At 73.5% G+C, this 13,053-nt stretch carries 12 protein-coding genes; 10 read left to right on the top strand and 2 right to left on the bottom strand.

Annotated features, from left to right (window positions below; genetic code table 11):
- Positions 1-66: 66 nt before the first annotated feature.
- The 3 genes from NCI01_RS20415 to NCI01_RS20425 all read left to right on the top strand — a co-directional run bounded on the left by NCI01_RS20415 (position 67) and on the right by NCI01_RS20425 (position 3,159).
- The gene (locus NCI01_RS20415) at positions 67-2,109 is read left to right on the top strand and encodes an NAD(+) synthase (protein WP_254183327.1); all 2,043 of its coding nucleotides are present in this window, start codon (positions 67-69) and stop codon (positions 2,107-2,109) included.
- Between the two features lie 241 nt (positions 2,110-2,350).
- Positions 2,351-2,737 (top strand): hypothetical protein, encoded by a 387-nt coding sequence (locus NCI01_RS20420; RefSeq protein ID WP_254183328.1) that lies wholly within the window; start codon positions 2,351-2,353, stop codon positions 2,735-2,737.
- A gap of 44 nt (positions 2,738-2,781) precedes the next feature.
- Positions 2,782-3,159 carry a hypothetical protein gene (locus NCI01_RS20425; RefSeq protein ID WP_254183329.1) on the top strand — a complete coding sequence of 126 codons (378 nt, stop codon included), beginning with the start codon at positions 2,782-2,784 and terminating at the stop codon, positions 3,157-3,159.
- Between the two features lie 41 nt (positions 3,160-3,200).
- On the opposite strand, the gene NCI01_RS20430 is transcribed toward NCI01_RS20425, so the two are convergent.
- On the bottom strand, positions 3,201-4,499 hold the full coding sequence (locus NCI01_RS20430) for a sensor histidine kinase (protein WP_254183330.1): 1,299 nt from the start codon (positions 4,497-4,499) through the stop codon (positions 3,201-3,203).
- A gap of 1 nt (position 4,500) precedes the next feature.
- Positions 4,501-5,193 (bottom strand): response regulator transcription factor, encoded by a 693-nt coding sequence (locus tag NCI01_RS20435; protein WP_254183331.1) that lies wholly within the window; start codon positions 5,191-5,193, stop codon positions 4,501-4,503.
- A 101-nt stretch (positions 5,194-5,294) separates the two neighbouring features.
- On the opposite strand from NCI01_RS20435, the gene NCI01_RS20440 reads away from it, so the two are divergent.
- From NCI01_RS20440 to NCI01_RS20470, 7 genes are all read left to right on the top strand, one after another.
- Positions 5,295-5,726: a hypothetical protein gene (locus NCI01_RS20440; RefSeq protein WP_254183332.1), complete on the top strand. Its 432-nt coding sequence runs from the start codon at positions 5,295-5,297 to the stop codon at positions 5,724-5,726.
- A gap of 77 nt (positions 5,727-5,803) precedes the next feature.
- Positions 5,804-6,421, top strand: a complete 618-nt coding sequence (locus NCI01_RS20445; RefSeq protein WP_254183333.1) for a hypothetical protein — start codon at positions 5,804-5,806, stop codon at positions 6,419-6,421.
- Between the two features lie 74 nt (positions 6,422-6,495).
- Complete coding sequence (glnA, locus tag NCI01_RS20450) at positions 6,496-7,842, top strand: type I glutamate--ammonia ligase (protein ID WP_254183334.1); 1,347 nt, start codon at positions 6,496-6,498, stop codon at positions 7,840-7,842.
- A 14-nt stretch (positions 7,843-7,856) separates the two neighbouring features.
- Positions 7,857-8,597 carry a type 1 glutamine amidotransferase gene (locus NCI01_RS20455; RefSeq protein ID WP_254183335.1) on the top strand — a complete coding sequence of 247 codons (741 nt, stop codon included), beginning with the start codon at positions 7,857-7,859 and terminating at the stop codon, positions 8,595-8,597.
- Positions 8,594-11,572, top strand: a complete 2,979-nt coding sequence (locus NCI01_RS20460; protein WP_254183336.1) for a bifunctional [glutamine synthetase] adenylyltransferase/[glutamine synthetase]-adenylyl-L-tyrosine phosphorylase — start codon at positions 8,594-8,596, stop codon at positions 11,570-11,572. Before NCI01_RS20455 ends, NCI01_RS20460 begins: the two co-directional genes overlap by 4 nt.
- A 53-nt stretch (positions 11,573-11,625) precedes the next feature.
- Positions 11,626-12,294, top strand: a complete 669-nt coding sequence (locus tag NCI01_RS20465) for a SatD family protein (RefSeq protein WP_254183337.1) — start codon at positions 11,626-11,628, stop codon at positions 12,292-12,294.
- Complete coding sequence (locus NCI01_RS20470) at positions 12,291-13,025, top strand: hypothetical protein (RefSeq protein WP_254183338.1); 735 nt, start codon at positions 12,291-12,293, stop codon at positions 13,023-13,025. The genes NCI01_RS20465 and NCI01_RS20470 overlap by 4 nt, the downstream gene beginning before the upstream one ends.
- Positions 13,026-13,053 lie beyond the last annotated feature (28 nt).

Here is a 13,053-nt window from a genome sequence, read left to right on the forward strand (position 1 = left end):
GCGGACGACAGCCACTTCCCACTGGACCACCGCGGGGGCGGCGAGGGCCTTCCCTAGAGTGGCCGCGTGGACTTCTACTCCGCCTACGCCCAGGGCTTCGCCCGGATCGCGGCCGTCACCCTGCCGGTGCACCTCGCCGACCCCGTCGCCAACGCAGCAGCCGTGCTCGAGCAGGCGCGGGCCTGCCACGACGACTCGGTTGCCGTCGCGGTGTTCCCCGAGCTGTGCCTGACCGGCTACTCGGTCGACGACCTGTTCCTCCAGGACACGCTGCTCTCGACGGTCGAGGAGGCCATCGCCGAGATCGTGGCGGAGAGCGCCGACCTGATGACGATGCTGGTCGTCGGCGCGCCGGTCGTGCACGGCAACCGGGTCTTCAACGCCGCGGTCGTCATCCACCGCGGCGCGATCCTCGGCGTGGCGCCGAAGTCCTACCTGCCCAACTACCGTGAGTTCTACGAGCGCCGGTGGTTCGCTCCGGGCGACGACCGAGAGCTGGAGTGGATCAGGATTGCCGGGCAGGACGTCCGCTTCGGGCCCGACCTGATCTTCCGGTGCCTCGACGTCCCCGGCCTCGACCTGCACGTCGAGGTGTGCGAGGACATGTGGGTGCCGGTCCCGCCGAGCGCCGAGGCCGCGCTCGCCGGCGCCACGGTGCTCGCCAACCTCAGCGGCTCGCCGATCACCATCGCGCGTGCCGAGGACCGGCGGCTGCTGGTGCGCAGTGCGAGCTCGCGGTGCGCGGCGGCGTACGTCTATGCCGCGGCCGGGCAGGGCGAGTCGACGACGGACCTGAGCTGGGACGGCCAGACGATGGTCTACGAGTGCGGGTCGCTGCTGGGGGAGAGCGAGCGGTTCCCCGACGGACCGCGGCGCACCGTGGTGGACGTCGACCTCGACCTGGTCCGCCAGGAGCGGATGCGGCAGGTCACCTTCGACGACAACCGCCGCACCCACCACGAGCGCGTCAACCGCTTCCGCACCGTCGAGTGGGAGCTCGAGCCGCCGGCCGGCGACATCGGTCTGCTGCGCAAGGTCGACCGCTACCCGTTCGTGCCCGACGACCCCGAGCGCCTCGCCCTCGACTGCTACGAGGCCTACAACATCCAGGTCTCCGGCCTCGAGCAGCGGCTCAACGCCATCGGCACGCCCAAGGCCGTCATCGGCGTGAGCGGCGGGCTCGACTCGACGCACGCGCTGATCGTCGCCTGCAAGGCGATGGACCGGCTCGGCCGGCCGCGCAGCGACGTCCTGGCCTTCACGATGCCCGGCTTCGCGACCGGCGAGACCACCAAGTCGTACGCCACCCGGCTCTCGCAGGCGCTCGGCGTGACCTTCGAAGAGCTCGACATCCGGCCCGCCGCCGAGCAGATGCTCAAAGACCTCGGGCACCCCTACGGCCGCGGCGAGAAGGTCTACGACGTCACCTTCGAGAACGTCCAGGCCGGGCTGCGCTACGACTACCTCTTCCGCCTCGCCAACCAGCGCGGCGGCATCGTGGTCGGCACCGGCGACCTGTCCGAGCTCGCGCTCGGCTGGTGCACCTACGGCGTGGGCGACCAGATGTCGCACTACACGGTCAACGCCGGCGTGCCGAAGACGCTCGTGCAGCACCTGATCCGCTGGGTGATCAGCCACGGGGAGTTCGACGAGACCGTCGGCCAGCTGCTGGGGGAGATCCTCGAGCTCGAGATCACCCCCGAGCTGATCCCGGTCGAGGAGGGCAAGAAGCCGCAGGCCACGCAGGACACCGTGGGCCCCTACAACCTGCAGGACTTCACCCTCGCGCTCGTCGTGCGCCACGGCTTCCGGCCACGCAGGATCGCCTTCCTCGCCTGGCACGCGTGGAAGGACCTCGAGGCGGGGGAGTGGCCGCCGGGCTTCCCCGACGACGCGCGGGTGGCGTACTCGCTGGAGGAGGTCCGCACCTGGCTGCAGGTCTTCGTGAAGCGGTTCTTCGCCAACCAGTTCAAGCGCTCGGCGCTGCCCAACGGCCCCAAGGTCAGCCCCAGCGGCACGATGAGCCCCCGCGGCGACTGGCGGATGCCGAGCGACGCCAAGGGCACCGCCTGGCTCGCCGAGATCGACCGGGACGTGCCCACGTCGTGACCTGGGAGGGAAGTCCGACACCTCGAGGGGGTTGCAACGGCCTCGAAGTGGCGGACTACCCGCACGAGCGGGGAGTCCGCCGCGAGGTGGGCGGGGACCTCGCCACGAGCTGAGCGAGGGCACGGACGGGCCGTCCGACACCTTTGCCTGTCCTTAACGACGGGCTGGAGCGCGGTTAGCCGCGCCCGCGCGAACCTCCTGTCACGACGCCGCACCCGGCGTCGGACGACGAGGAGGAACCGTGCAGAAGAAGAAGGCAGTCATCGGAGGCGTCGCAGCCGCGGCGGTCGTGGTCGGGCTCGGCTCGTGGTGGGCCGTCGGCAACGCCGTCGAGGCCCAGACCAGCGAGCGCGGCACGTGCGGCGGCGCGACGTGGGAGCTCAGCGCCGAGGCCGAGGACGGCGGCACCGAGGTGGGTGCCGAGCTGCAGTCGGCCGGCCCCGGTGAGGAGTGGCAGGTCGAGGTGCTGCGCGACGACACGGCCCTGCTCGACGGCACCCGCACCACCGACGAGGACGGCGAGATCGACGTCGACGCCTTCAGCGACGGCAACCCCGGTGACGCGACGTACGCCGTCACCTTCACGCCCGCCGACGGCGAGCCCTGCACCGCCACGCTCGGCTCCTGACCCACCCGACCCCGATCCACCCAGACCGACTCGAGGAGACACCCATGAAGAAGACGCTCATCGCCACCACCCTCGTCGCCACCGCCGCGGCCGGCACCACGGTCCTCGTCGCCGGTCCGGCCAGCGCCGACGTCGAGCGACGCGGCACCTGTGCCGGGGCGACGTACGAGCTCAGCGTCGACCGCGAGCGCGGCGGCTTCGAGGTCGACGCCGACGTCGACCGGGCCCGGCCCGGCAGCGAGTGGCGCGTCGCCGTCCGCCACGACGGCACGCTCGCGACCTCGCGGGTCCTGCGGGCCGACGCCGAGGGCGAGCTCGACCTCGACACCTTCCGCCGCGACACCGCCGGCAAGGACACCTTCACGCTCACGGTGACGCCGGCCGGCGGGTCGTCGTGCTCGGTGAAGGTCACCCTGCGCTGAGCCCGTCGTGGCCGGAGAGGCCGACCGGGCCGGAGCCCGGGTCAGTCCGTCCGCAACGTGACGGCGACCCGGGCTCCACCCATGTCCGAGGCCCCCGTCGTGATGGTCCCGCCGGAGTCCTCGGCGGTGCGCGCGGCGATGAAGAGCCCGAGACCGGTGGACCCCGAGCCGCTCTCCCCGCGTCCCGTCACCTCCAGGCCGGGCGGCAGCCCCGGCCCGGCGTCCTCCACGACGAGCTCCACCACGTCGGCTTCCGCGTCGAGGGTGACCCGGACGGCGGCGTCTTCGGGCGTGTGGGAGAAGACGTTGTCGAGCAGCACGTCGACCATCGCCTCCAGGTCGGCGCGGCTGGCGCGCAGCAGCGGACCGGACGTGGCGAGGCGGAGGTCGTAGGCGCGGCCCTGGTCCTCGGCCAGGGGCTCCCAGTGGCGGACGCGCTCGGCGATGACCGGCACCGCGTCCGTCCGCGGGTCGAGGCCCTCGCGCTCGGAGCGGCGGGCCTCGCGGACGATCTCGTCGACGGTGGCCTGCAGCGCGTCGAGGTCACCGCCGAGCCGGTCGCGCAGGACGGGGTCGTCGACGGCCTCGACGCGCAGCCGCAGCGCCGTGACCGGCGTGCGGAGGCGGTGGGAGAGGTCGGCGACGTTCTCGCGCTCGCGGGCGAGGAGCAGCTGGATGCGACCGACGAGGCGGTCGACCGCGCCGGCGAGCTCCTGCACCTCCGGCGGTCCCTCGACCGTCGCCACGGGGGTGACCGCGCCCGGCCGGCCCAGTGCCTGGGTGTGCTCGGCGAGCCGCCGGATGGGCAGCACGAACGACCGGCCCAGGCGGTCGACGACGACGAGGGAGCCGGCGAGCAGGGCCAGCCCCAGCAGGGCCAGCAGGCCCCAGGCCACCCCGACGACCGACGTCACCCCCGGCTCGTCGACGACCACCCGGATGACCGGGGTCTGCGAGGGGAGGGCGGAGTTGCCGCCGCGGGACACGGGGACCAGGATCTGCGACCCGCCGGCGACGTCGTCGACCCGCGCGCGCCCGGTGTTGCGCGCGTCGAGGACGAGCTCGTCCTGCCCGCGGTCCGGACCGATCTCGAGGCCGTCGGGGTAGAGGACGGTCACCCGGGTGTGGCTCCCGGCGTCGTTGAGCCGGTCGACGTACTGCCCGACGGCACCGGCGTCCTGCCCCGACACCACCGTCTCGACGGCCTGCACCTCGAGGGCCGCACGCGCGAGCCGGTCCTCCAGCGCATAGCTGCGCACCAGGATCGCCATCGGCACGAGCATCGCGAGCAGCACCATCGAGATGGCCGCGGCCGCGGTCACCAGGAGGCTGCGGCGCACCTCAGCCGTCCTGCTCGGGCGCTGCCAGTCGTACGCCGACGCCGCGCACCGTGGTCAGGTAGCGCGGTGCGGCGGCGGTCTCGCCGAGCTTGCGCCGCAGCCACGACAGGTGCACGTCGACGGTCTTGTCCGAGCCGCCCCAGGGCTGGCGCCACACCTCGACGAGGAGGTCACGCTTGGTGACCACCTCGCCCGGGCGCTCGGCGAGGTGGGCGAGCAGGTCGAACTCGCGCGGCGTGAGGTCGACCTCGGCGCCGTCGAGGCGGACGCGCCGGCCGGCCAGGTCGACGGCGAGGCCCCCGACGGTGATGGTCGACGGCCGCTGCCGGCCCGCCTCCACCCGGCGCAGGACGGCGCGGATGCGGGCGTCGAGCTGGGCGCTGGTGAAGGGCTTGACGACGTAGTCGTCGGCGCCGGCGTCGAGCGCGCCCACCAGGGACGGGTCGTCGGCGCGGGCGCTGGCGATGATCACCGGCACCTGGCTGACCGCGCGGAGCATCGAGAGCACCTGCGTGCCGTCGACGTCGGGCAGGCCCAGGTCGAGCACGACCAGGTCCGGCGAGGAGTCCACGGCCAGCTGCAGGCCACCCATCCCAGTGGGCGCGGAGGTCACGGTGTGGCCGCACTCGCGCAGGCCGCGCACCAGCAACGGCCGGATCCGGTCGTCGTCCTCGATGATCAGCACCTCGGCCACGCCGCGACCGTACCGTCCGGCGCGGCACGCACCGCGCGCCTTATCGGTCCCTTAACCACCGCCTCACCTCGCGCTGACGTGCCAGCGGGCACGATGGGCCCGTGAGACGTCGGATGCTGCTCGTCGGCCTGTGGGCCGCCACCACGGTGGTCGCCGTGCTGGTCGGCGTCTTCGCGGTGTCGACGGTCGGCGCCACGATCCGCGACCGCGGGCCGGTCGGCGACGAGGTCGCCCGCGACGTCTCGGTGCCGTCCTCGTCGGTGCCCGAGCCCGAGGGCCCGGCCGTGTCCGACGAGATCTCCGGCGAGTGGGGAGCCTTCCTCGTCGAGTGCCGCGACACGTGGGCCTACGGCGTCGGCGTACGACCCGACGAGGCCGCGGGGTGGCGCATCGTGAGCTGGGAGGAGGGGCCGGACGACGACGTCGACGCGGTCTTCAGCGACGGACGCAACTCCGTCGACCTCGAGGTCTTCTGCAACCGCGGGAGACCGACGCTCGCCGAGCTCGAGCGCAACACGCTGGGCGACGACTGAGGTCGCCGGCCGTCCGGTGCAACCCTTTGCGGTGGGCCTGCGTCCTGTCAGGGACACACCACCAACGGGGAGAGACCATGACCAACCGGACCATCCGCAGCACCGTCCTGGGCAGCGCCGCTGCCGCCGCCCTGCTCGCGACGGTGCTCGCGCCCACCGCCGGCGCCACCGAGCGCCCGACCACGGAGCGCCCTGCAGCCGCGCGCACCACGCTGACCTTCACCGTCGACGACTGCGAGGGCTGCGAGGTGCAGCTCGTCAACGCACGCAGCACGCTCGACGCCGACGTCGTCCACGTCTGGGAGTCGCAGGCCAAGGAGGTGCGCGACGGGAAGGTCGTCTTCCGCGTCCCGACCCGGCGCACGTGGGGCATGTCGACCACCGTCGTCGCACCGTGGGAGGGCCACACCGGCTACGTCACGACCGTCGCGTGGCGCTACGCCGGCGAGGGCGTCGGCGACACCGTCACCCTGGAGGAGGCCGTGACCAAGCGGAAGGCGTCGGCCTGCTGGGAGGGCGTGCGCAGCAGTGAGGTCACGGTGCCGCTCGTCGTCGAGAAGGTGCGCGTGCGGGGCGTGCGCAAGGAGGTCGACGGCAGCATCGCCTTCGTGCCGACGACCCAGAGCTGGCTGCCGCCGATGCGCCGGGTCGTGGAGGGCGTGCTGGGGTCGCAGGACGTCAACATCTGCCGCTGACGAGGTGGGGACGCGCGCTGCCCACCCTGCGGCGGGGGCGTCGTGCACGGCACGGCGCCCCCTAGGGTGGTGCCATGGGCAAGCAAGAGGACTTCGTGCTGCGAGCGCTCGAGGAGCGTGACGTCCGGTTCGTGCGGCTGTGGTTCACCGACGTGCTGGGCTTCCTCAAGAGCGTGAGCGTGGCCCCGGCCGAGCTCGAGAACGCCTTCGAGGAGGGCATCGGCTTCGACGGCTCGGCCATCGAGGGCTTCGCCCGCGTCTACGAGGCCGACATGCTCGCCCACCCCGACGCGTCGACGTTCCAGATCCTGCCGTGGCGCACCGGGGACGACGAGTGGCCCGCGACCGCCCGGATGTTCTGCGACATCCGGATGCCCGACGGCAGCCCGTCCTACGCCGATCCCCGCCACGTGCTCAAGCGCACGCTGAGCGCCGCCGCCGACAAGGGGTTCACCTTCTACACGCACCCCGAGATCGAGTTCTACCTGTTCAAGGACGTGCCCGGGAAGGGTGACGAGCCCCAGCCGGTCGACCGCAGCGGCTTCTTCGACCACACCGCCCAGTCGCGCGGCGCCGACTTCCGGCGCGAAGCCATCACCATGCTCGAGGCGATGGGCATCTCGGTGGAGTTCAGCCACCACGAGGGCGGCCCGGGCCAGCAGGAGATCGACCTGCGCTACGCCGACGCGTTGACGACCGCCGACAACATCATGTCCTTCCGGACCATCGTCCGCGAGGTCGCGCTGAACCACGGCATCTGGGCCTCCTTCATGCCGAAGCCCTACACGACCCACCCCGGCTCGGGCATGCACACCCACGTGTCGCTCTTCGAGGGCGACCGCAACGCCTTCTTCGAGGCCGGCGCCGAGTACCAGCTCTCCAGGACGGGGCGGCAGTTCATCGCCGGCATCCTGCGCCACGCCAGCGAGATCAGCGTCGTCACCAACCAGTGGGTCAACTCCTACAAGCGGCTCCTCGCCGGCGGCGAGGCCCCGTCGGGCGTGTGCTGGGGCCACAACAACCGCTCCGCGATGGTGCGCGTGCCGATGTACAAGCCCAACAAGGGCCAGTCGACCCGCGTCGAGCTGCGCACGATCGACCCCGCCTGCAACCCCTACCTCGCCTTCGCCGTCGTGCTCGCAGCCGGCATGAAGGGCATCGAGGAGGGCTACGAGCTGCCGCGCGAGGCCGAGGACGACGTCTGGTCGCTCACCGAGCGCGAGCGCAAGGCCCTGGGCATCGCACCGCTGCCGCGCAGCCTGTGGGAGGCGATCGGCATCGCCGAGGACTCCGAGCTCTTGGCCGAGACGCTCGGCGAGCACGTCTTCGACTTCTTCCTGCGCAACAAGCGCGCCGAGTGGGAGGAGTACCGCACCCAGGTCTCCGCCTACGAGCGCGACCGGATGCTCCCGGTCCTCTGAGCGGCGGCCCGCACATGGCGTCGCTGCGCGTGCTGGTCGTCGAGCACCAGGAGTCCTGCCCGCCCCGGCTGGTGGGCGACTGGCTCGAGGAGGCCGGCTGCACGCTCGAGGTGTGCCGCCCCTACGCCGGTGACGACCTGCCCGCGCTGACGTCGTACGACGCCGCGGTGGTGCTCGGCGGCGAGATGAGCGCCAACGACGACGACACCGTGCCGTGGCTGACGCTGCTGAAGGCCGGCATCCGCGACGCGGTCGCCGCCGGCACGCCGCTGCTGGGCATCTGCCTCGGCCACCAGGTCATGGCGGCGGCGCTCGGCGGGACGGTGGAGCGCAACCCGCGCGGCCAGACCGTCGGCCTGCAGCCGGTCGGGTGGACGGACGCCGCCGCAGACGACGCGTGGTCGCGCGGGCGCACCGGCACCGAGGTCGCCATCCACTGGAACAACGACGTCGTGGTCGCGATGCCCGAGGGCGCGGTCGTCCTGGCGCGCAGCCGTGGGGGAGAGGTCCAGGCGGCGCGCTTCGGTCCCCGGGCGTGGGGGATCCAGGCCCACCCCGAGGCCGACACCGAGGTCGTACGCCGCTGGGCGGAGTCGGACCGCGAGGACCACGTCGCGCTGGGGCTGGACCAGGACGAGGTGCTGGCCGCCATCGAGGCGGCCCGTCCGGCGCTGGTGGCCCACTGGCGGCCGATCGCGCAGCGCTTCGCCGCCGTCGCCGCCACCGACACCGGGGCGAAGGAGGCGCTGCGATGAGCTCGACGGGGACCTACGTCCGCAAGGGCTTCGTCGACGGCGCGACGGCGGCGCGCGGCATCGAGCGCCTAGGCGAGGCGGGACCGCCGCTGACCGACGAGCTCGCCGCGGCGGCCGACCCCGACGCGGCGCTCGACGGGCTGCTGCGGCTGGTCGACGCCCTCGACGAGCAGTCGGAGGGAGCCGGGCCGAAGATGCTCGCCGAGCTGGCCGACGACGAGGGCACGGCGATGCGGCTCTGCAGCGTGCTCGGCGCCAGCGCCGCGCTGACCCACCACCTCGTGCGCCACCCCGACCAGTGGCGCGAGCTGACCGACCCGACGCTCGGCAGCACCCGCACCCCGGCCTACGCCCTGCGCGAGGCGATGCTGACGGCGGTCGGCGCCGACCCGCACGCAGCCGAGCCGGTGGCCGGGCTGCCGGACCAGGAGGCCGTCGACGCGCTGCGCGTGGAGTACCGCCGCCACCTGCTGCGGCTGGCGTCGCGCGACCTGGCCCACCACGTCGGGCTGGACGACGCGGCCGCCGAGATCTCCGACCTCGCCGCAGCGACCCTCGACGCCGCGCTCGCCGTCGCGCGGGTCCGCGTCGGCGAGCCGGCCCACGCGGTGCGCCTGGCGATCATCGCGATGGGCAAGTGCGGCGGCCACGAGCTCAACTACATCTCCGACGTCGACGTGGTCTTCGTCCACGAGGCCGCCGAGGACGCCGACGACGGCGTCGCCCTGAGGGCGGCCACCCAGCTGGCGTCGCACCTGATGCGGATCTGCTCCGACCACACCCGCGAGGGCACGATCTGGCCGGTGGACGCCAACCTGCGGCCCGAGGGCAGCCAGGGACCTCTCGTGCGCACCCTCGCCAGCCACCAGGGCTACTACGAGAAGTGGGCCAAGACCTGGGAGTTCCAGGCACTGCTCAAGGCGCGCGCGGTCGCCGGCGACGCGGACCTGGGGCGTCGCTACTGCGAGATGGTCGCCCCGATGGTGTGGAGCGCCGCCGGCCGCGACGGCTTCGTCGGCGACGTCCAGGCGATGCGTCGCCGGGTCGTCGAGCACATCCCGGCGCACGAGGCCGAGCGCCAGATCAAGCTGGGCTCGGGCGGCCTGCGCGACGTCGAGTTCGCCGTGCAGCTCCTCCAGCTCGTGCACGGCCGGTCCGACCCGTCGCTGCGCGAGGGCGCGACCCTGAGCGCGCTCACCCGCCTCACCGAGGGCGGCTACGTCGGCCGGGAGGACGGCGAGAAGCTGCACGAGGCCTACACCTTCCTGCGCACCCTCGAGCACCGCATCCAGCTGCACCAGCTGCGGCGCACGCACGTCCTGCCCGAGGACGAGGCGTCCCTGCGCCGGCTGGGTCGCTCCATCGGCCTCTTCTCCGAGCCGGCCGCCCAGCTCGACCGGCAGTGGCGTCACCACCGGCGCGAGGTGCGCCGGCTGCACGAGAAGCTCTTCTACCGTCCGCTGCTCGGCGCGGTGGCCAAGCTGCCCGGGGCCGAGGCCCGGCTGTCGCTCGAGGCCGCGGAGGCGCGGCTGTCCGCACTGGGCTACGCCGACCCGCGGGCCGCGCTGCGCCACCTCGAGGCGCTCACGAGCGGGGTCTCGCGCACCTCCGACATCCAGCGCACCCTGCTGCCGGTGCTGCTCGAGTGGTTCGCCGACTCGCCCGACCCCGACGCCGGGCTGTTCGGCTTCCGCCGGATCAGCGAGAGCCTGGGACGCAGCCCGTGGTACCTCACGATGCTGCGCGACGAGGGGGAGGTGGCCCAGCGCCTGGCCGTCGTCCTCGGCACCTCGCGCTACGCCACGGACCTGCTCGAGCGCGAGCCGCAGGGCGTGAAGATGCTGGGGGAGTCGCTCGTCCCGCTGAGCGCCGAGGCCGCGCTGGCGGAGATGCAGTCGCTGGTCGAGCGGGCCGAGACGCCGGAGGCCGCCGTCGCGGCCGTGCGTGCCGTACGCCGCCGCGAGCTGCTGCGGATCGCGTGCGGCGACCTCGTGGCCGGCACCGACGTGGCGCTGGTCGGGCAGGGCCTGAGCCGGCTCACCGACGCGACGCTGCAGGCGACGCTCGACGTCGCCATGGGGTCGGTGCGTCGCCAGCGCGGGCTGGACGAGCCCGCGAGCAGGATCGCGATCATCGCGATGGGCCGCTACGGCGGGTTCGAGCTGTCCTACGGCAGCGACGCCGACGTGATGTTCGTGCACGAGCCGGCCGAGGGCGTCGAGGCCCAGGCCGCGTCGTCGTACGCGACCGCGGTGGTGACGGAGGTGCGGCGCCTGCTCTCCCTGCCGGCCAGCGACCCGCCGCTCGAGGTCGACGCCGACCTGCGGCCGGAGGGGAAGAACGGGCCGATGGTCCGCACCGTCGACTCCTACGCCGCCTACTACGCGAAGTGGTCGAGCGTGTGGGAGTTCCAGGCCCTGCTGCGCGCCGACGCGGTCGCCGGCGACGAGGCCCTGCGCGCCCGCTTCACCGAGCTCATCGACCCGCTGCGCTTCCCGGCCGACGGGATCCCGGAGTCGGCGGTCGTGGAGGTGCGGCGGATCAAGGCCCGCGTCGACGACGAGCGCCTGCCGCGCGGTGCCGACCGCCACACCCACCTCAAGCTCGGCCGGGGCGGGCTGGCCGACGTCGAGTGGACCGTGCAGCTGCTGCAGATGCGGCACGCCGGCACGGTGGAGGGGCTGCGCACGCCGCAGACCCTCCCGGCGCTGCAGGCGGCGGCGGACGCCGGGCTGATCTCCGAGGACGACGCCGCGACCCTGGCCGAGGCGTGGCGGCTGGTCAGCCGCGTGCGCAACGCCGTGACCCTCGTGCGCGGTCGCCCCGCGGACCAGCTGCCGCGCGACGCCCGCGAGCGGGCCGCGGTCGCGCAGGTGCTGGGCTATCCCCAGGGAGCGTCGGACCAGATGGTCAACGACTACCTCCGGACCACCCGGCGGGCGCACGCGGTCGTGGAGCGCGTCTTCTGGGAATGAAGGCCATTGCTTCATCGATAGACAAATGAAGCAATGACCTTCATCATCGAGGGATGACTGACGCCGCTGTCGCCACGCTGATCGGGGACCTGGTGGGCTCCCGATCATCGCAGGACCGCGCCGTGCTGCACCAGCACCTGGACGCGGCGCTGGCCGAGGTCAACGACCTGCTCCACCCGCTCCGGCCGCTGTGGATCACGGCCGGCGACGAGTACCAGGGCTCCTTCGCCACGGTCGCCGAGGCCGTGCAGGCGACCCTCCTGGTCCGGGTGCGGCTGCTGCCGGCCCACGACATCCGCCACGGCATCGGCTGGGGGCCGACGACGGTGCTCGACGAGGAGACGGGCGTCGAGGACGGTCCGGGCTGGTGGGCCGCCCGGGCCGGCATCGAGGCGGCGGCCCGCGCGGGCGACAGCCCGGCCCAGCGGTGGCTGCGCACGGCGTACGTCGTCGCGGACGGCGCGGTCGGCGCGCCGGACCCCGGCCTGGTCAACGCCGCGCTCGTGCTGCGCGACGAGCGGGTGTCCGGCCTGTCGGCGCGCTCGGTGTCGGTGCTGCGTGGTCTGCTGTCCCACGTGACCCAGCGCGACGTCGCCGACGCGCTGGGGATCACCGCATCCGCGGTCTCGCAGCGGGTGCGCGCCGACGGGCTGGCGGCGATCGTCGCCGCCCACGACCTGCTCACGCCGGTGGGCGGTCACGGGGAGGAGGGCGTTCGATGAGCTGGCTCGGGATCCTGCTGATCGGGTACGCCGTGACCGACCTGACCCACTCGGTGCGCCGCACGCGCTACCTGCCGGAGTGCGTCGGGGCGCTGGTGGCGCTCTGCGTCGGGCTGCTGGCCGGGCTCACGTCAGGACGCGACGTCGCCGCGCTGCTCGTGATCGTCGCCGTCGTGCTCGTGTGGGGGCTGACCGTCACGTGGGGGTTCGGCCACCCCGGCCCCAAGGCCGCCCGCCTGCCCCTCGCGGTCTTCGTCGCCTCGCTCGTCGGCGCGATCGCGTGCTCGGGCCTCGCGCCGGAGGCCGGCGGGCCGCTCGCGCGGTGGCTGGACTCGCTGACCGTGGCCGACCTGGGCGACGTGTCGGCCGACCGGTTCCTGATGCTGCTCGGCGCCTTCGCCATCCAGCTCTCGACGGGCAACGTGCTCGTCCGCCTCGTGCTCAAGGCGACCGGCACCATCAACCCGCGCGCCGACGGCGCGATGCCGCCCACCCAGCTCAAGGGTGGCCGCCTCCTCGGCCCGCTGGAGCGGGTCTTCATCCTCGCCCTCGCGCTCGGCGGCCAGGTCACCGCTGCGAGCGTCGTCGTCGCGGCCAAGGGCCTGCTCCGCTTCCCCGAGCTGTCCTCGCGCCACGAGCAGCAGACCGTCCACGAGATGACGGAGTACTTCCTCCTGGGGTCCTTCGCGTCGTGGCTGGTCGCCCTCGGGTCGTTCGTGCTGGTGGGGTGAGGGCCGATGCGCCGCCACGGCGCGGCAA

This window comes from Nocardioides pinisoli (genome assembly GCF_024199985.1).
Classification (GTDB): domain Bacteria; phylum Actinomycetota; class Actinomycetes; order Propionibacteriales; family Nocardioidaceae; genus Nocardioides; species Nocardioides pinisoli.